Source organism: Flavobacterium sp. Root901 (genome assembly GCF_001429765.1).
Taxonomy (GTDB): Bacteria; Bacteroidota; Bacteroidia; order Flavobacteriales; family Flavobacteriaceae; genus Flavobacterium.
In genome coordinates, this window is sequence record NZ_LMJB01000006.1 from 384054 (window position 1) to 403909 (window position 19856).

17 protein-coding genes are annotated in these 19856 nt (G+C 33.9%); 11 read left to right on the top strand and 6 right to left on the bottom strand.

What is annotated here, in order from left to right; genetic code table 11:
* Nucleotides 1–69 precede the first annotated feature (69 nt).
* Together ASE21_RS11125 and ASE21_RS11130 are read left to right on the top strand one after the other, a co-directional pair.
* The gene (locus ASE21_RS11125) at nucleotides 70–1068 is read left to right on the top strand and encodes a DUF2157 domain-containing protein (protein WP_057122743.1); all 999 of its coding nucleotides are present in this window, start codon (nucleotides 70–72) and stop codon (nucleotides 1066–1068) included.
* Nucleotides 1065–2234, top strand: coding sequence for a hypothetical protein (locus ASE21_RS11130; protein WP_057122744.1), 1170 nt, complete (start codon nucleotides 1065–1067; stop codon nucleotides 2232–2234). The genes ASE21_RS11125 and ASE21_RS11130 overlap by 4 nt, the downstream gene beginning before the upstream one ends.
* 52 nt (nucleotides 2235–2286) lie before the next feature.
* Here the strand turns inward: ASE21_RS11130 and ytxJ are convergent, their stop codons facing one another.
* Nucleotides 2287–2676: a bacillithiol system redox-active protein YtxJ gene (gene ytxJ, locus ASE21_RS11135; protein ID WP_057122745.1), complete on the bottom strand. Its 390-nt coding sequence runs from the start codon at nucleotides 2674–2676 to the stop codon at nucleotides 2287–2289.
* 206 nt (nucleotides 2677–2882) lie between these two features.
* On the opposite strand from ytxJ, the gene clpB reads away from it, so the two are divergent.
* The 4 genes from clpB (at nucleotide 2883) to ASE21_RS11155 (ending at nucleotide 8363) form a co-directional block, all read left to right on the top strand.
* Complete coding sequence (gene clpB, locus ASE21_RS11140) at nucleotides 2883–5483, top strand: ATP-dependent chaperone ClpB (RefSeq protein WP_057122746.1); 2601 nt, start codon at nucleotides 2883–2885, stop codon at nucleotides 5481–5483.
* 352 nt (nucleotides 5484–5835) lie between these two features.
* Nucleotides 5836–6714 carry a DUF808 domain-containing protein gene (locus ASE21_RS11145; protein WP_057122747.1) on the top strand — a complete coding sequence of 293 codons (879 nt, stop codon included), beginning with the start codon at nucleotides 5836–5838 and terminating at the stop codon, nucleotides 6712–6714.
* A gap of 149 nt (nucleotides 6715–6863) precedes the next feature.
* On the top strand, nucleotides 6864–7274 hold the full coding sequence (locus tag ASE21_RS11150) for a hypothetical protein (RefSeq protein ID WP_057122748.1): 411 nt from the start codon (nucleotides 6864–6866) through the stop codon (nucleotides 7272–7274).
* 198 nt (nucleotides 7275–7472) lie between these two features.
* Entirely contained in the window at nucleotides 7473–8363 is an 891-nt protein-coding gene (locus ASE21_RS11155) for a carbon-nitrogen hydrolase (protein WP_057122749.1), read from the top strand.
* Nucleotides 8364–8437: 74 nt separating this feature from the next.
* Here the strand turns inward: ASE21_RS11155 and ASE21_RS11160 are convergent, their stop codons facing one another.
* Complete coding sequence (locus tag ASE21_RS11160) at nucleotides 8438–9697, bottom strand: OmpA family protein (RefSeq protein ID WP_057122750.1); 1260 nt, start codon at nucleotides 9695–9697, stop codon at nucleotides 8438–8440.
* A gap of 201 nt (nucleotides 9698–9898) precedes the next feature.
* A complete protein-coding gene (locus tag ASE21_RS11165) occupies nucleotides 9899–11419 on the bottom strand; it encodes a choice-of-anchor I family protein (protein WP_057122751.1) in 1521 nt (506 codons plus the stop codon).
* Between the two features lie 185 nt (nucleotides 11420–11604).
* On the opposite strand from ASE21_RS11165, the gene ASE21_RS11170 reads away from it, so the two are divergent.
* Nucleotides 11605–12645, top strand: a complete 1041-nt coding sequence (locus ASE21_RS11170; RefSeq protein ID WP_057122752.1) for an agmatine/peptidylarginine deiminase — start codon at nucleotides 11605–11607, stop codon at nucleotides 12643–12645.
* A 191-nt stretch (nucleotides 12646–12836) separates the two neighbouring features.
* On the opposite strand, the gene fahA is transcribed toward ASE21_RS11170, so the two are convergent.
* Entirely contained in the window at nucleotides 12837–14120 is a 1284-nt protein-coding gene (gene fahA, locus ASE21_RS11175; RefSeq protein WP_057122753.1) for a fumarylacetoacetase, read from the bottom strand.
* Nucleotides 14121–14229: 109 nt separating this feature from the next.
* Here fahA and glyA point away from each other — a divergent pair, with 109 nt between their 5' ends.
* From glyA to ASE21_RS11195, 4 genes are all read left to right on the top strand, one after another.
* Nucleotides 14230–15504: a serine hydroxymethyltransferase gene (gene glyA / locus ASE21_RS11180; protein ID WP_057122754.1), complete on the top strand. Its 1275-nt coding sequence runs from the start codon at nucleotides 14230–14232 to the stop codon at nucleotides 15502–15504.
* A 149-nt stretch (nucleotides 15505–15653) separates the two neighbouring features.
* Nucleotides 15654–16247 carry a tRNA-(ms[2]io[6]A)-hydroxylase gene (locus ASE21_RS11185; RefSeq protein WP_057122755.1) on the top strand — a complete coding sequence of 198 codons (594 nt, stop codon included), beginning with the start codon at nucleotides 15654–15656 and terminating at the stop codon, nucleotides 16245–16247.
* Nucleotides 16248–16464: 217 nt separating this feature from the next.
* Complete coding sequence (locus tag ASE21_RS11190) at nucleotides 16465–17505, top strand: GMP reductase (RefSeq protein ID WP_057122756.1); 1041 nt, start codon at nucleotides 16465–16467, stop codon at nucleotides 17503–17505.
* A 21-nt stretch (nucleotides 17506–17526) separates the two neighbouring features.
* Nucleotides 17527–18030 (top strand): GNAT family N-acetyltransferase, encoded by a 504-nt coding sequence (locus ASE21_RS11195; protein WP_057122757.1) that lies wholly within the window; start codon nucleotides 17527–17529, stop codon nucleotides 18028–18030.
* Nucleotides 18031–18234: 204 nt separating this feature from the next.
* On the opposite strand, the gene ASE21_RS11200 is transcribed toward ASE21_RS11195, so the two are convergent.
* Together ASE21_RS11200 and ASE21_RS11205 are read right to left on the bottom strand one after the other, a co-directional pair.
* A complete protein-coding gene (locus ASE21_RS11200; RefSeq protein WP_057122758.1) occupies nucleotides 18235–18957 on the bottom strand; it encodes a DUF6090 family protein in 723 nt (240 codons plus the stop codon).
* A 296-nt stretch (nucleotides 18958–19253) separates the two neighbouring features.
* Entirely contained in the window at nucleotides 19254–19832 is a 579-nt protein-coding gene (locus ASE21_RS11205; RefSeq protein WP_057122759.1) for a pentapeptide repeat-containing protein, read from the bottom strand.
* Nucleotides 19833–19856 lie beyond the last annotated feature (24 nt).

The window sequence follows — 19856 nt, forward strand, 5'->3', positions numbered from 1 at the left end:
ATCAAAATTATAAGAAAAGTCGACCTAATTCTATAAATTTGAGAAATATTTATTTTTAAGTAAAAGAATATGACGCAATTTAACGAACAGTTAACTCAGGAACTTTTTGAGAAAAATTTAATTACTGAAAATCAGTTTCAGGAAGTTAAGGAGTATCGAAATCTCAATATTTTCTCTTTAAATGTAGAATTAAAACTATTTCTTTCAATTTCTGTTTTAATGTTTACTTCCGGAATTGGAATTCTCATTTACGACAATATCAACAGTATAGGTCATATCGCTCTTTTGACTATTTTGTTTATGGTAACCTGCGGCTGTTTTTATTACTGTTTTAAAAATTCCAAAGGTTTTCAAAAGACAGAAACTACATCTGAAAGTCCTTTTTTAGAATATATTGTTCTAACAGCCAATGTTCTTACCTGCATTTTTATCGGATATCTTCAATTTCAGTATAAAGCTTTTGGCACACATTACGGTCTGGCAACATTAATTCCCACAATTGTTAGTTTTGGCTGTGCTTATTATTTTGATAATAAAAGTGTCCTGACAATTGCAGTTACTGGTTTGGCGGCATATGTTGGTCTTTCTGTTACGCCTCAGGATATTTTTAATGGTAATAATGATTTTTATGAAAATCAGAGTTTAAGCTATTCAGCTGTTTTTCTTGGAATGGTATTAATTCTATGGACGATTTACAGCTTCAAAATTAATCTAAAAACACATTTTGCCCTGGTCTATCTCACTTTTGCGCTTCATATTATTAGTGTTGCTTCCATAACAAATATGTTAAATGAGGAAATAACCTGGCTTCTTTTTACTTTAATTTTAGCAGGTTCATCGGTTTATTTTTATAAAGTCAGTTATCAGCAAAAATCAATTTCACTTTATGTTTTCATGATTATTTACGCTTTTATAGGAATAAATATTTTTCTGTTCCAAATCTTTAAACATGTTGATTTTAATGATCTTTGGGAATTGTTTTTTCTTCTGCTTCCACCTTATTTTATCATTTCAATTGTTATGTTCATAAAACTGATTAAAAACTTCAATAGAGAAATTGCAAAATGATAGTACACGATAAAAATTTATTACATAATTCGGCTTTAATAACCGAAGCAGAAAATCTTGAAAATGGAGGTTTTATAAGCAAAGAACAAAAAAAGATCATAAAAAAAACACTTCCGGCTTTTACCAGTCAAAGTAATATTTTAGTTCGCATAGGGTTCTTTTTGCTTGGATCGTTTCTGTACTCATCTATTTGTAGTCTTATCTCTTTAATTGCATTATCTGTTCATGACTACTTTTTAAAAATTTGCTGCTTTATTTTTGCAGGAATTGGAGTTGCTGGTGCAGAATTTTTAGCAAAACAAAAAATTTACAGACACGGTTTAGACGACGCCTTTATTTTAGGAATACTTTTAAATGTGGGAGTGGGTGTATTTGTATTCACAGAAGATTTTGAAACAATTATAACTCCTGCAATTTTTGTAGCACTTACTTCTTTTTTAACTTACAAAAGATATTTGCATTTATTATCAATGCTGGTGTTTTGTTTTGCAGTTTCGGCTGTTTTGTTCTTCGGAATGTTTGAGATTGGAGATATTGGAAAGAGCATTTTACCATTTGCAGCAATGCTGGCTTCGGGGGGATTTTATTTTTTTACAAAGCAAAGAATTAAGAATTTAAAAGAATCATATTATTACAATGGATTGTTATTAGCGAACAGCTTTTGTCTGATTCTGTTTTATGTTTCGTGTAATTATCTGGTTGTAAGAGAACTTTCTTCAGAACTTTTAGGTGTAGATGTTCTTCCGGGAAAGGATATTCCGTTTTCCTATTTCTTTTATGCTTTTACATTTATTGTTCCAATTGTGTATTTGGTGCAGGCTTTAAAAACAAAAGACAGAATAATGCTGTGGATTAGCTTTGCAGCAATTGCTTTTACAATTTTTACAATCAGATTTTATTATTCTGTGTTGCCCATTGAAGCAGGATTAACGATTGGAGGTTTAATAATGTTCGGAATTGCTTATTTCTCTATCCAAAATCTGAAAAATAAAGAATCCGGAATGACTTTTAAACCAGATAGAATTAATCATTCAAATGCTATTTTAAATGCTGAAACATTAATTGTAGCTTCCGCGTTAGGAGTAAAACCAGAAGTTAAAACGGGCTCGCCAATTGAATTTGAAGGAGGAGATTTTAGCGGCGGCGGATCTGGAGGAAGTTTTTAGAATTTAGAGTTATGAGTTTAAATAGTTTCATAACTCTAAATTTATACTTTATTTAAATTTTGGTTTTTAGTGCTTCTGCGTCAATATCGCTGTGCGAAACATTGTAAACTGCTTTTCCGTTTTTAATTAAAATTAATTGTGGTGATTCATGATAAACACCAAACCGGCTTGCGATTTCATTTGAAATATCACGATGTGCAATCAAATCTAAAAAATAAGCATCAACAACTTCTTCAAGATCAAATTCTCTTTCAAATTGTTTTAAAGCCATACGGCTGATACTGCATCTTGTGCTGTGTTTAAAGATTACAACTGGTTTTTCATTAGATATTGCTTCAATTTCCATTAATTGATGAATATCGGTCAATTCTGTCCAATTGACTTTACTTTTTGGAGAATCAGGGTTCTCAGAACTTCCGAAGATCGAATTTAAAAAACTCATATTTGGCTTATTTTATGACTTTTTGACATCTAAAACTGATTAAAATCAGCTTTTATGAGCCATTTTGTCTTTATTTTAACTGTGGAATGTAATTTGAATATTACATAGCAAAGTTAAATCTTTTGAATTAAATATCTAACTCAATAAGTAGTAACTTTAATGTAATCAAATATTAAAAACAAAAAAATCAATCAAATCTTAAAAATATGAATATAAATAAATTTACAATCAAATCGCAGGAAGCCATACAGTTGTCGCAGCAATTAGCACAGCGAAATGGTCAGCAGCAAATTGAAAATGAACATATTTTCAAAGCAATTTTTGAAGTTGATGAAAACGTGGCCCCTTTTATATTGAAAAAACTTAATGTAAATGTACCATTGTTTTTACAAATCCTGGACAGTACAATTCAGAGTTTTCCAAAAGTTTCCGGCGGCGATATCCTGCTGTCCAGAGACGCAAACAAAGCTTTGAATGAAGCAGAAATCATCGCACAAAAAATGAATGATGAATATGTTTCAATCGAACATTTAATTCTGGCAATTTTTGATTCAAAAAGTAAAGTTTCTCAGATTTTAAAGGATCAGGGAGTTACTGGAAAAGGTTTAAAAGCAGCGATTGAAGAACTTCGTAAAGGCGAAAGAGTAACATCTGCTTCTGCTGAAGAAACATATAATTCCTTAAATAAATACGCTAAAAATTTAAATGAATTAGCACGTACCGGAAAACTGGATCCTGTTATTGGCCGTGACGAAGAAATTCGTCGTGTATTACAGATTCTGACCCGTAGAACAAAAAATAATCCAATGCTGATTGGTGAACCCGGAGTTGGTAAAACTGCAATTGCCGAAGGATTGGCGCACAGAATTGTTGACGGGGACGTTCCTGAAAATTTGAAGGAAAAAATTGTTTTTTCTCTGGATATGGGAGCGTTGATAGCGGGAGCAAAATTTAAGGGAGAATTTGAAGAACGTTTAAAATCGGTTGTAAAAGAAGTTACAGCAGCAGAAGGTGATATCGTTTTGTTTATCGACGAGATTCATACGCTTGTGGGAGCGGGTGGAGGAGAAGGTGCGATGGATGCGGCCAATATTCTAAAACCGGCTTTGGCGCGTGGTGAACTTAGAGCAATTGGGGCTACAACTTTAGATGAATATCAAAAATATTTTGAAAAAGATAAAGCGCTTGAAAGACGTTTCCAAAAAGTTTTAATCGACGAACCGGATACAGAAAGTGCAATTTCAATTTTACGTGGAATTAAAGAAAAATACGAGACGCATCATAAAGTACAGATTAAAGATGAAGCTATAATTGCCGCAGTCGAACTTTCGCAGCGTTATATCACAAATCGTTTCTTACCGGATAAAGCAATTGACTTAATGGATGAGGCAGCTTCTAAACTGCGTATGGAAATCAATTCAAAACCTGAGGAATTAGATGTTCTGGATCGTAAAATTATGCAGCTCGAAATTGAAATTGAAGCCATTAAACGTGAGAAAGAAGAAAGTAAACTGAAAATCCTGCATATGGATTTGGCAAACTTAAAAGAAGAACGCAACGAAATCTACGCCAGATGGAAATCTGAAAAAGATATTGTTGACGGAATTCAGGCTGTAAAACTTGAAATCGAAGATTTTAAATATGAAGCTGAACGCGCAGAACGTGAAGGTGATTACGGAAAAGTAGCTGAAATTCGTTACGGAAAAATAAAAGAAGCGCAAGAACGTCAGGATGCATTGCAAAAGCAATTGTTGGAATTTCAATCTGGTAATTCTTTAATTAAAGAAGAAGTTACCAGAGAAGATATTGCCGAAGTTGTGGCAAAATGGACGGGTATTCCGGTTATGAAAATGCTTCAGACAGAGCGTGAAAAACTATTGCATCTTGAAGACGAATTGCATAAACGTGTAGTAGGACAGGAAGAGGCAATTGAAGCCGTGAGTGATGCAGTTCGAAGAAGTCGTGCAGGTTTGCAGGATATGAAAAAACCAGTTGGAACATTCTTATTTTTAGGAACAACCGGAGTTGGTAAAACAGAGCTGGCAAAAGCTTTGGCTGAATATCTTTTTGATGATGAAAATGCGATGACGCGTATTGATATGAGTGAGTATCAGGAACGTCATAGTGTGAGCCGTTTGGTTGGTGCGCCTCCGGGATATGTTGGATATGATGAAGGAGGTCAGTTGACTGAAGCTGTTCGTAGAAAACCATATTCTGTTATTTTGCTGGATGAGATCGAAAAAGCACATCCGGATACTTTCAATATTTTACTGCAGGTTCTTGACGAAGGCCGATTAACAGATAACAAAGGCCGTCTTGCTGATTTCAAAAACACAATTATTATTATGACCTCAAATATGGGAAGTCATATTATACAAGAGAAATTTGAAAACTTAAAAGGAAGTGTTGAAGCAGCTACAGAAGCCGCTAAAAATGAAGTGCTTGGATTGCTAAAACAAACGGTTCGTCCTGAGTTTATTAACCGTATCGACGAAATTGTAATGTTTACACCGCTTACAGTTGACAATATTTCTAAAATTGTAAGTCTGCAATTAAAGAGCGTTACAAAAATGCTGGCTTTGCAAGGCATTACTATGGATGCAACTCCTGAGGCAATTGCTTATTTGTCAGACAAAGGATATGATCCGCATTTTGGCGCCAGACCAGTAAAACGTGTAGTGCAGAGAGAAGTTTTAAATCAATTGTCAAAAGAAATTCTGGCAGGAAATATAACAACAGACAGCATCATTTTATTAGATGCTTTTGATGGAAAATTGGTTTTTAGAAACCAGTCACAAGAAGTTTAATAATTTGTTTAGTTAATTGTTAAATTCGAAGAACACCAGTCGAAAGGCTGGTGTTTTTTTTATCCGTGAATATTGAAACTTTTTTCAAAATTCATATAAGTAAATTTTCGCTTTAATTCTCAAATTTACATTAACATATAAAACAAATCATTATGAATAATATTTTTAGAGGATTGCTGGCCGGTTACGGAGCAAAAAAATTAGGCGGAGGCTGTTTTGGAACTATAATCGTTTTTATAATTCTATGGGTTTTATTAGGTCAGTGCAGTTAAAATTAAATCCAATTTTAGTTAAAAGGATTCGCATAAAAAGTAGTAGATTCGCGCAACTAAATTAAAAAAGACAAAATATAATGGCATCAGGTTTTTTCGTACTATTAGACGATATAGCAGCAATTATGGACGATGTTGCAGTAATGAGTAAAATCGCAGCAAAAAAAACAGCAGGGATTTTAGGAGATGACTTAGCAGTAAATGCAGAAAAAGCCTCTGGTTTTGCTTCTTCAAGAGAACTTCCTGTTTTATGGGCGATTAGTAAAGGTTCATTACTTAACAAAATTATAATTCTTCCAATCGCCTTTTTATTAAGTGCATTTTTACCTGTTGCAATTATTGTAATTTTAGTTCTTGGAGGACTTTTTCTGGCCTATGAAGGAGCCGAAAAAATTTACGAATTTATTTTTCCTCATTCACATGAAGAGGCAGAAGGAATTACAGAAGAAGTTCTGACAGAAGAACAAATTTTGGAAGCAGAAAAAGGTAAAATAAAATCGGCAATTGTAACCGATTTTATTTTATCTGTAGAAATCGTAATCATTGCTTTAGGAACTGTTATTGAAGAGCCGCTTATGCAGCAAATTATTGTGACATCAATAATCGCAGTAATAGCAACAATTGGTGTATATGGTATCGTGGCCCTGATTGTAAGAATGGACGAAGCAGGTTATAAGCTAATTAAATTTGGCAAAGGAGAAAAAAGCATCTCTAAATTCATCGGGAATATTTTAGTAAAAGCGCTTCCTTTAGTAATTAAAAGTTTGACCGTTATTGGTACTGTTGCTTTAATATTAGTTGCCGGAGGTATCTTCGTACATTACATTCCCTATTTTCACCATTTATCAGAAGAAATTAAAATTCCATCAATAATTAAGGAATTTGTAGTTGGACTTGTTTTAGGTTTTATTGTTTTAGGAATTATAAACCTATTTAAAAAAGTGCTGGGTAAAAAATAATCACAATTAAATTTATTTTTTGGCATTTTTTTTGTTAATATATTTATTTATAACTAATTAGTGATTTAGTTGAAAAAAAATAACAATTTTTAAAGCAACTATTATCATTTATTAGTATCTATGTACAAATAAGAACAAATTATTATTCTATGAAAAATTTTAAATTACAATCAATTGCATTAATGTTATTATTCTTTGTAGCATTAACTTCTTGCAGCAGCGATGATTCTCCAAATGAAGATGTTGTTTACAAAAGTGCTTTTGCAACTGAAGTATCGGGACCATTAACTGGAAAAGTAGGTCAGGAACTTAGTTATGCAATCACTTTCAGAGTAGAAAATGGCTGTGGTGAATTTAATCAATTAACAGATGTTGAATTTAATAAAGAGCCTGGATATCAGGTTGAAGCGAAATATCCAAAAGCTTCTTGCGACAGACCTGATCCTGAAAACAGAGTAACTATATATAAAATTACTACATCTAAAGCAGGAACTTATTATTTAAGAATTGCTAAATCTGAAACAGAATATATAGTAACCAAAGTAGTTATTACTGACTAATTTTGTTTATTTAAGTATTTAAAAACCGTTTTACCATCGTAAAGCGGTTTTTTTGTTTCAGTTATCTGAAAGCTTTTTAGGACAAATTAATCATTCAAGGAAATGTTGCTGAAATTAATTTTTTCTTAGAACTCTATCAAACTCATTCTTTTGTCATTCCTATAAAAAACACTATTTTTGTACTCTAAATTTTATGTCATGTCGAAAAGAAAATATAAAATATCGGTAATTCAGTTAAACCTGAATGATGTAGCCGAAAACAATCTTAAAAAATGTATCAGCTGGGTAAGAGATGCGGCTAGTCAGGGCGCAGAAGTGATCTTACTTCCGGAATTATATAGCAGTCATTATTTCTGCCAAAGTGAAGATGTAGAAAATTTTGCATTAGCAGAACCACTATACAGCACGTCATTTATAGCTTTCAGCGAATTAGCAAAAGAGTTAGGTGTTGTAATAATTGTGCCTTTCTTCGAAAAGAGAATGGCTGGAATCTATCATAACAGTGCTTATATTATTGATGCTGATGGTACAGAAGCTGGGTTATACCGCAAAATGCATATTCCGGACGATCCTCATTTCTATGAAAAATTCTATTTTACTCCTGGAGATTTAGGATTTAAAGCAATTGAAACTAAAAAAGGAACAGTTGGAACACTTATCTGCTGGGATCAATGGTATCCGGAAGCAGCTCGTATTACCGCTTTAAAAGGAGCAGAGGTTTTATTTTATCCAACTGCAATTGGCTGGCATCCAAAAGAAAAAGAACAATACGGAGAAAATCAATACGGCGCATGGATGAACGTAATGAAAGGACACGCAGTAGCAAATGGTGTTTTTGTTGCAGCAGCAAACCGAATTGGTCTTGAAAAATACATTGAAGGAACAGAGGGAATTCAATTTTGGGGAGCCTCATTTATTGCGGGACCTCAAGGAGAAATTTTAGCTCAGGCTTCTCACGATAAAGAAGAAATTTTAATTGCTGAAGTCGACCTGGATTTACAGGAAAATGTTCGTCAGAACTGGCCTTTTTTCAGGGACAGAAGAATTGATGCTTTTGGAGATATTACAAAAAGAGCAATTGATAAATAATTTTTTATCTCGGATTATAAAAAAAAAGGCGGTTTCAATATTTTTGAAACCGCCTTTTTTAATGTATATATAATTTACTTTACCTGAAAAGTAACTCTTCTCACGATTTGACGTGCCTCCTTTGAATTTTTGTTAACAGATGTATCTTCTCCGTTAGCAATAACATTTAGTCTTGAAGCATCGATTCCGGCATTTACAGCAACTTTCTTCACAGCTTCAGCTCTTTTTCTCGATAACTCCGTATTGTAATTTGTTTTTCCAATTTCATCAGCATATCCAATAATATCTGCAGATTTTCCAGGATTATTTTTTAGGTATTTCACTAAGAAATCAACACCCGATAACGAAGCGTTTGTTGGTTTAGATGAATTAAAATCAAAATAAACATTTACATATCCTCCATTAATTAACTCCTCAACAGTATTGTTTGTAGCGTCTTTACCATTTTGTCCGTACGTTTTCTCTAAATAACTTTCTAATTCATCCGGCACACCGTTTTGATTGTTGTCAATAGATTGTCCTTTTGTATTTACAGCAACTCCGGCAATTGTATTTGGTTCTAAATCATATAAATCAGCAACACCATCTTTATCAGTATCAATAAGACCGGTTTCAATAGTGGTAACTCTGTCCTCCAATTTATTTAATCTTTCATTTTCTTCAGAATACCAATCTGCATGTTTCTCATTTTTACCTAAATAGAAAGTTAAACCTACAGATGCATTTAATAAAATACCATCAAAAGATCCTGTTGTAGTATTTCCCATTCCGTCGAAGTTCCAGTTTTGTCTTCCGTTAATAATTCCGGTAAGATCACCAGTCAAAGCAACTCGGTTACTTAATTTAATTTGTCCTGTAAGACCGGCAATTCCGTGAGCCATATAATCCTGACCGCCAAAACCAGTTTCAGTACTAATTTGTGACACACCAAAACCTCCATGTGCCAAAATACCAATTGTATTGGTCCAGCTTTCAAAATTTAGAGCTCGTCCAACATTAATAACTCCTTGTAAGCTGGCTCTGACATAACGGCTTTCAAAATCAGGAGTGTTATCTTTTTCAGTAAACTGATCGTATCCAACATCTAACTTCACACCAAACTTTGGGTTAAACATATATCGTACACCTAAATCACCATGAAATAAATTCAGACTTTCGGTAGCATATCCTGGAGTCATTGCTCTTGTTGGTTTATTAACACCTCCATTTAATTCGATTGACCATTTATTATATTCCGGCTGATCGATAATTTGTTTTGAAGATGTCGTAGTCATTTGTGCATTTGCTGTTAAGGCTAATAGTAATAGGGATACAGATGCTAATTTCTTTTTCATAATATCAAATATTTAATTCGGCTTTTATTTAAACTCTTAGCAAAAGTAGGATGTGAATTTTGGGAATGTGTTGTATCTCGTCTTACATAATTTCCATTGTTTATGCTATGAATCTGAAAATGCGTTAATTAAATTTCCATTTTTAACAAAAAAAAAGGGTAAAATTTAAATTTTACCCTTTTCAGAAATTTAAAATACTGGTTATTTTAAGTCTGGCTGATATATTTTAATGCTTCCGTCTCCTTCGCTGCTTACTACTAAAAGGCTTCTTTTCGTTGGACTTTTTGAAGCTGGAATAAAAAGAATTCCTTCTGGTGCGTCTCCGGTTTTTACAGTTTGCAGATATTGAGGAGCATTAGGGTTCGTAACATCATAAGTCATAAAAGCGTCTGACCTTTCAAGACCCACAAATAAAATATTCTGAGAACCCATTTTAGCAGCAACTACTGCTTCTGGTTCAGAACCTTTGTCATCGCTTCGTTTGTCGTCATAAGTTCCCAGTTCATATGTTTTTTTATCTGCATCATTTTTACTGTCATAAACAATTTTTCCTGTGTTTCCGTTCCAGATAGAAAAAGATCTTGCTCCAAAGCTTACTAATTCATCAAGTTTGCCATCTCCATTTATGTCACCCATATCAGCTATAAGATTTAATCTTCCAAGATTTGTTTCCAGTTTCAGAGTTGCAGCATCAGGAAATACAGCAGCGTCAAGAGTCATGTCTTTCATGCGTTTAATATCTGAATAAGCAGCATATTCTCTGGCATCACCTTCATTTGCAGTAACAAAATACGGAATATTATTGGCAGAAAAATGACTGATCCCATCCGGCATATATAATCCTTTTACTTTCCATGGACTAAAAGCCACTTTATCATCTTTATCACTTACGTCTATGGCATTTTCAGCGGTATTGTAATCTTTTAAACCTAAAGGATAAATTGATGTAATAGTTTTTGAGGTTAAATCAACTTTTGCAACGCCATTATTTTCCTGCAGAGTCACCCATGCGGTTTTAGAATCATCTGAAATTGTTATGTATTCCGGTTCAATATCCTGAGCAAAGCTTTTAGCAAATTTTGAAATTCGGAAACCATCTTTTGCCAGTGTTGCAGCCTGATTGCTGAAGGAGCTAAAATCAATTGTTGTAACGGTATAAGTATTAGTATCAATTATAGAAATAGTTCCGTTTGGATCTTGAGAGTAATCTGTGTTTGGTTCGCCTTCATTAGCTGTCATAATGTATTTTCCGTCAGGAGAAAATGTAATCATGTCTGGTAAAGCACCAACTGTTACTTGTTTTATTAAGCTGTAATCAGAAGTATTAAAAACAACAACTTTTCCGTTCCCTTGTTTATTTAAAGTAGATTCTAAAGCAACAGCCAGTTTTCCGTCAAAAACGGCTACACTATTTGAAGCACCTTCGTAAGCAGTTAAATCAATTTTACCAATTTTTACAGGTTTTGAAGGATCGGCTATGTCAATTATATCGATTTGATTGGTTCCACTGTTGTTTACAGTAAAAAGTCTTTTTGTTTTTTCACAGTAGGCAGAGATTTCTGCTGCCGCTTCTCCGCCAATTGTAATGGAGCCAATTTCTTTAAAAGCGGCCGGATTTTCATTTACAACAACTTCTGGTTCTTCGTTGTTTGAGTTTTCATCGTTGTTACAGCTTGCCATTAAAAATAAAGCTGCTAATAATGAAAGTGTTACTTTTTTCATTTGTTAGTTTTTTAGTTTCGCCAAATGTAATTACCCTATTTTGGTCGAACATTAAGTCTTCATTATTTAATCTTTAACTTAATTTTGGAAGATAATATTTGTGAAAAGAAATATGATTTTTATTCAGATGCTTTATAATCCTGCCGAATGTTTATCTTTGTGCACTTTTAAAATTAGATTTTTTTATGGCAGTAAATAATAGAAGATTTCCGGCAGAATGGGAAAAACAGCAAGGAATTGTGTTATGTTTTCCGCATAATGGCAACGACTGGCCAGGAAAATACGAAGCAGTTCAATGGGCTTTTGTAGAATTTATAAAAAAAGCAGCCGCTTTTGAAACTGTTTTTTTGGTGGTTGCCGATGAAAAACTGAAGGAAAAAGTAGCCGAAATGCTTGAAAGAGCGCATGTAAATACTAAAAATGTATCTTATATAACCCATAAAACCAACAGAAGCTGGATGCGTGACTCCGGACCAATTATTGTAAAAAATGGTTCAAAAAGAGAAGCATTGAACTTCAATTTCAACGGCTGGGCAAAATATAAAAATTATCAATTAGATAAATTTGTTCCGGGTAAAGTCGCTGATTTTATTGATGTGCCTTTAACGCAGGTTATGTATAAAGGAAAACCGGTAATTGTAGAAGGCGGTGCTATTGATGTAAACGGAAAAGGTACTTTATTAACTTCTGAAGAATGCTTAATGCATCCAACTATTCAGGTTAGAAATCAAGGTTTTACAAAAGAAGATTACGAAGCTGTTTTTAAAGAATATCTCGGAGTTACCAATGTAATCTGGCTTGGAGACGGAATTGAAGGTGATGATACACACGGACATATAGACGATTTATGCCGATTTGTAAATGAAGATACTATTGTAACTATTGTTGAGACAGATAAAAACGATTCAAACTACAAACCGCTTCAGGATAATTTAAAACGTCTTCAAAACGCAAAATTAGAAGACGGAAAATCTCCGGTAGTTGTAGCATTGCCAATGCCAAAAAGAGTTGATTTCGAGGATTTAAGACTTCCGGCAAGTTATGCTAATTTTTTAATTCTAAACAATTGCGTTTTGGTGCCAACATTTAACGACAGTAATGATCGTGTAGCATTAAATATTTTGTCAGAATGTTTTCCGGACAGAGAAGTAATCGGAATAAGCTGTATTGATTTCATCTGGGGATTTGGAACACTGCACTGCTTAAGCCAGCAGATTCCTGCTTAAAATAGTTATAGCTAATAATACAAAGACTATAAGTTTTTTGTGAGGCTGACCGAAGTCGAAGCCCTCACAAAGATTTTTTAAGATAAATTAATCTGCGACTTTGCGAGATTCAAAAATATTAACAATAAAAAAACCTTGGCTATAACCAAGGTTTTTTTCTTCTATATCTCTTCAGATAATTTATCTTTTTTTTATTGTCTGATAAAAGGCGGTAATAACTGGCTGCAGACTTCACCAAAACCAATTCTGACTTCTGCGTTTTCACAGAAACCTCTAATAATTACAGTGTCGTTATCTTCAATAAACTTACGTTCGCTTCCGTCTTTTAATTTTACCGGATTTTTTCCTCCCCAAGTCAATTCCAGCATAGAACCAAAACTGTCAGGAGTTGGGCCTGAAATGGTTCCTGAACCCATCATATCACCAGAATTTACGCGGCATCCGTTTGAGGTATGGTGCGTTAACTGCTGGGTCATTGACCAGTATAAATATTTAAAATTAGATCTTGAAATTACGGTTTCTTCACCATCTTCAGGTTTCAATGAAACTTCCAAATGAATGTCAAAAGCCTTTTTCCCTTTTGTTTGTAAATAAGGAAGAGGAGATGGATCTTGTTTTGGCCCTTTAGTTCTAAAAGGCTCTAAAGCATCCATAGTGACAATCCATGGAGAAATTGAAGAGGCAAAGTTTTTAGCTAAGAAAGGCCCCAGCGGCACATATTCCCACTTTTGGATATCACGCGCACTCCAGTCATTCAGTAAAACCATTCCGAAAATATAATCTTCTGCTTCATAAGTCGAAATGTTTTCGCCCATTACATTTACATCAGTAGTAATAAAAGCCGTTTCCAATTCAAAATCAACTAAACGAGACGGACCAAAAACAGGGTAATCTCCACCTGGAGGCAGGGTCTGGCCCATTGGTCTGTGAACCGGAATTCCAGATGGAACTATTGTAGAACTTCTTCCGTGGTAGCCAACCGGAATGTGTAACCAGTTTGGAAGCAGTGCATTTTCTGGATCACGAAACATTTTACCAACGTTTGTGGCATGTTCTTTACTGGAATAAAAGTCGGTATAATCGCCAATTAAAACCGGCAGCTGCATTTCTATATCATCGATATTAAAAATAACAATATCACGGTCTTTTGTTGAATCCCGAAGCTGAGGATTGTTTTCGTCGAAAATATCAGCGATACGATTTCGAACCAAACGCCATGTTTTTTTTCCGTCAGAAATAAAATCATTAAGCGTGTCCTGCATAAACATATCATCGGTTAAATCTATTCCTTCAAAATAGTTTAATTGTTGTAAAGCCCCTAAATCTATAGCGTAATCGCCAATTCTGGTTCCTACTGTAACGACATTTTCTTTAGTAAGAAATACACCGAAAGGAATATTTTGAATGGGGAAGTCACTGTTTTCAGGTACTTCTAACCATGATTTTCTTTTAGTATCGTTGGCGGTTATTGGCATGTGAGATGTTAATTATTTGTTGAAAAATTACATGTCAAATATATCATAATCTAACAGTATCACAAACGTTTTTTTGTATTTTTGCAGGAAATTAACGAAAAACGAAAAAATGCAACGCGACGAACAAATTTTTGATCTTATACAAGAAGAAAAAGAAAGACAAATTCACGGATTAGAGCTTATTGCTTCAGAAAACTTTGTAAGTGATGAGGTAATGCAGGCAGCTGGTTCTGTTTTAACAAATAAATATGCTGAAGGATATCCTGGCAAAAGATATTACGGAGGCTGCGAAGTAGTTGACGTTATTGAGCAGATTGCTATAGACAGAGCCAAAGAATTATTTGGTGCAGAATATGCAAACGTACAGCCTCACTCAGGATCTCAGGCAAATACGGCAGTTTACCATGCATGTTTAAATCCAGGAGATACTATTCTTGGTTTCGATTTATCTCATGGAGGTCACTTAACGCACGGTTCGCCGGTAAATTTCTCAGGTCGTTTATACCGTCCTGTTTTTTATGGCGTAGATGCTGAAACTGGTCGTTTAGATTATGATAAAATTCAGGAAATTGCAACTAAAGAACAGCCAAAATTAATCATCGCAGGAGCTTCTGCTTATTCACGTGACATGGATTTTGCACGTTTCAGACAAATTGCAGACAGCGTAGGAGCAATTTTATTTGCTGATATTTCTCATCCTGCAGGTCTTATTGCAAAAGGATTGTTAAACGATCCAATTCCTCACTGCCACATTGTTTCTACAACAACTCATAAAACATTAAGAGGACCGCGCGGAGGTCTTATTTTAATGGGGAAAGATTTCCCAAATCCACAAGGATTAACAACTCCAAAAGGAGAAATCAGAATGATGTCTTCATTATTAGATTTAGCTGTTTTCCCGGGAAACCAAGGCGGACCTTTAATGCATATTATTGCTGCTAAAGCAGTTGCTTTTGGTGAAGCGCTTAAAGATGAGTTCTTTACTTATGCAATGCAATTGCAGAAAAATGCAAATGCAATGGCAGATGCTTTTGTAAAAAGAGGTTACAACATTATCTCTGGCGGAACTGATAACCACATGATGCTTATTGACTTAAGAAATAAAAATATTTCTGGAAAGGAAGCTGAAAATGCATTGGTAAAAGCAGAAATTACAGTAAATAAAAACATGGTTCCTTTTGACGATAAATCACCATTTATCACGTCTGGAATTCGTGTTGGAACAGCTGCAATCACAACTCGTGGTTTAGTTGAAAAAGATATGGAAACTATCGTAGCACTTATCGATAAAGTTCTTACTGATCACACAAATGAAGATCTTATCGAAGAAGTTGCTGAAGAAGTAAACGAATTAATGAGCGAAAGACCAATTTTCAAATACTAATATTTAGTTTCAAGTTTAAAGTTTCAAGTTTAAAGTTTTGTAATGCGGAAATATAACGTAAAACAAAACTTTAAACTTTTTTCGTTTTTAAATAATATGAAGCAGAAAAACTTGAAACCTGAAACAAAATAAACCTCAAACAAAAAAACATGGGCGTATTAAGATTACAATTACCAACCGACCCAAGATGGGTAAATATTGTTGAGAAAAACATAGAAGAAATCCTTACAGATCACGCCTGGTGCGAGCAAAAAGCAGCAACAAACGCGATTACAATTATTACCAACAATTCTGAGCATCAGGATTTAGTTAAGGATTTATTGGCTTTAGCCAAAGAAGAAATTGATCATTTTGAGCAGGTTCATAATATCATTATCAAAAGAGGATTGAAACTAGGACGCGAGCGTAAAGATGACTATGTAAACGAACTATATCAATATATGAAAAGAAGCGGCGACGGAAGCCGCGTTTCTGGTTTAGTAGAAAGACTTTTATTTTCTGCTATGATCGAAGCCAGAAGCTGTGAACGTTTTAAAGTACTTTCTGAAAATATTAAAGACGAAGAATTGGCTCTTTTCTACAGAGAATTAATGGAAAGCGAAGCCGGACATTACACCACATTCATCACTTACGCACGCAAATACGGAACAGGAATTGACGTTGAAAAACGCTGGAGAGAATGGCTTGCTTTTGAAGAATCAATCATTACCAATTACGGAAAAGGAGAGACGATTCACGGGTAAAGTTTAGTTTTCAGTCGCGGTTTTCAGTTTTCAGTTTTTTTTGCTATAGCCATAGATGCAGTCACAGTTTTCACGCCTGTCAGGCTGAGCGAAGTCGAAGCCCCGCCGCTATTGGCAAATCAAAAAAAACAATAAAATCAGCGTGCAAAATAAACGTTCAGTATATTAATCTAAAATCTAAAATTCCTATATTTGAGAGTAACCAAAATCTCGAATTATGAGAATAGAAATGGACCTGAAATTAGGGTTTAAAGATGTAATGTTCAGACCCAAAAGATCAACGCTTAAAAGCAGATCTGAAGTTAATCTGGAACAAAATTTTAAATTTTTGCACAGTACGGCAAATTGGTCTGGAATTCCGATCATGGCAGCAAATATGGATACGGTTGGAACGTTTGAAATGGCTGAGGTTTTGGCAAAAGAAAAGCTTTTTACCGCTATTCACAAACATTATACTTTAGAAGAATGGAATAATTTTCTAAAAAAAATCACGCCGGATTTCTACGATCATATTGCGGTGAGTACCGGAACCGGCAAAGAAGATTTTGAGAAAATCGGAAAAATAATAACTGCAAATCCATTATTAAAATTCATTTGCATTGATGTGGCAAACGGATATTCAGAACATTTTGTTCAGTTTCTAAAACAAACAAGACAACAATATCCCGACAAAATAATAATTGCCGGAAACGTGGTGACAGGCGAAATGACCGAAGAACTTCTTTTGGCCGGAGCAGATATTGTAAAAGTTGGGATTGGTCCAGGTTCGGTTTGCACAACTCGTGTAAAAACGGGTGTTGGATACCCGCAGTTATCAGCCATTATCGAATGTGCCGACGCAGCTCACGGATTAGGCGGGCATATTATAAGCGATGGCGGCTGCAGCACACCAGGTGACGTAGCCAAAGCTTTTGGAGCCGGAGCCGATTTTGTAATGTTAGGCGGGATGCTTGCCGGACATACAGAAAGCGGAGGTGAACTTATCGAAATTAATGGCCAAAAATTCAAGCAATTTTACGGAATGAGTTCGAAAACAGCCATGGATAAACATTCCGGTGGTGTTGCAGAATACAGAGCAAGCGAAGGAAAAACGGTTCAGGTTCCTTTTAAAGGAAATGTAATTGAAACTGTTTTAGATATTTTAGGCGGAATTCGAAGCACTTGCACTTATGTAGGAGCTTCAAGATTAAAAGAATTAACTAAACGAACGACTTTCATCCGCGTAAGCGAACAGGAAAATCAGGTTTTTACAAAATAAAAAATACTTTTTAAATAGAATATGATTACAATTTCAGAAGCAGGTTTAAGTGATATTAAAACAATTCAAAAAATCACAAATATTACCTGGCCAATTACTTATGGCGAAATTTTATCTCAAACACAATTAGATTACATGTTAGGTTTATTTTATTCTGATGAAGCTTTATCGAATCAGATTGAGAATAAAGAACAATTATTTTATCTAATTTCAGATTCAGAATCTACAATTGGCTTTATCGGAATTGAACATAATTATAAAAATGGAGCTGTAACCAAAATCCATAAAATTTATCTTCTGCCGGAAACACAAGGAAAAGGTTACGGCAAAACGGTTTTCGGTTTTATTGAAAAGTTAGCTTTAGATAATAATTCGAAAGAACTTTTACTGAATGTAAACCGCTTTAATCCGGCATTAAATTTCTATAAAAAGCTTGGTTTCGAAATTAAGGAAACAGTTGATATAGAAATTGGAAATGGGTATTTAATGGAGGATTATGTGATGGGGAAGAAAATACAAGATTAAATTTATAAGTAGTCTTGTCATTTCGACGAAGGAGAAATCTTCGTAAGAAACTCTACAAAGATTGGACAGCTTTTTTATGCGGAGTTACTTGTTGAGATTTCTCCTTCGTCGAAATGACAAACTGTGTGTTGAACCATTTTATAGGTGATTAAAATAAAAAAATGCCAGTTAAAAACTGGCATTTTTTTATTCAATTAAACAATATTATTTCAAATCATATTCTTCATCAATCTGTTTAATAATAACTTCTCCAGATTTAATCAAATTATTATATCGCTCGTAAATCTGATTCCACGGAATAAGATTTTTTGAAAGTTTTTTACCTTTTGGCGTTGTTAAAACCCTGAAATTATCTGTGGTACTTTCAGGATCAGTTAGATTTTCATCTAAATAAGTTTGCAATTTTTTTTGATTTGAAAGCCATCCAGATTCAGATGAATTAACTTCAGAAAGTGTTTCCTGATAAAATTTCAGGATATTTAAAGAAAGAGAATCATTCTCTATATTTCCAATTCGGCCTGAAGAAACAAAACCATTAAATCTGTAAATTTTAGGTCTTAAATAAACATTCGTATTAATGTATGCCAGTTGCTTTTTTAAAACTTCCTGATCGTAAGGTTTGTTTTTATCTAAATTACTAAGAGAAGTGTATACTTTTCCAAAGTCTTGATATTGTTTAATGATCGTTTTACTGTCATCAACATCACTTTGAATATCAGATTTTAATCCAAGCAAAAACTTTTTAACCTGTTCTTGTTCGTGTCTGTGTTCGCTCCATCCGTGAAGCCATATCGATAAAGAAACAGCAAAAACAATAATGAAAATTTCTAAACCAATCTCTTTGATTTTTTCTACAAGAGTATGTTTTTTGTCTGTTGCTATTTCGTGCATTTTTTTGGTATGTTTAATTACTTCTAGTTCTGCCATTTTTATTGTTAAATGTGATTTAGTCGTGGCAAAAATATATTAAATGAACTTAAAACCGTGAAATATATTTAAATTATTTCTTAATATCTTTTAATAAACTTATAAAAAATGGCTTTAAAAATAATTCAAAACCACTTTTGGGAAAAAGCTATACAGAACAGAACGCGGATGACACCGATTTGCTTTGCAAAGACACTGATTTAAACGGATTTAATTTTTTCAAATTAGATAAAAATCAGTTTCATCTGCGCTTTTGCAAAGCAAATCGGTGTAATCCACGTTCTATTTATTAGAAACTACGTTACAATCACATCATGCTTAAACAATAACCCTTTCAATTCTTTCAAAGCAAAAACAGCCTTTTTAAGTTTAGTTTTGGACGGATCGATCGAATAATTATAACTCGTTTTAAAATCGGCTTTGTTAGCGATGGCTTTGTCAAATTCGGAGCGGTATAAATCACAGTTGTCAAATAAAACGCCTGTTAGATCGGCGGCCATAAAATCAACCGCAATTAAGCTGCAATTGGTAAACGGAGTTCCCTTCAATTTTAAAGTATAAAACTTTGAAAAATCAAGAATACAGTCATTAAAGCGCACTTCAAAAATCAATTTATCGCACATGGCAAAATTTACTTCTTTTATTTCACATCCATTAAAAGTAACAGTTCTAAAAGCAACATAATTAATTTTTGCTTCGGTAAAAATGCAGTCGTTAAAAACACAATCGATAAAAGTAACCGCTAAAAAAGTGCAGGCAGAAAAATTACAATTATTGAAAACACAGCATTCAAAATCTTTAAAATTAAGATCATCTTGGGCATAAACAATTGTATTATATTCTTTGTCAAGAAAATATTCGCTTTCTTTTTTCAACTCTTTTCGATAATTATTTGAAGC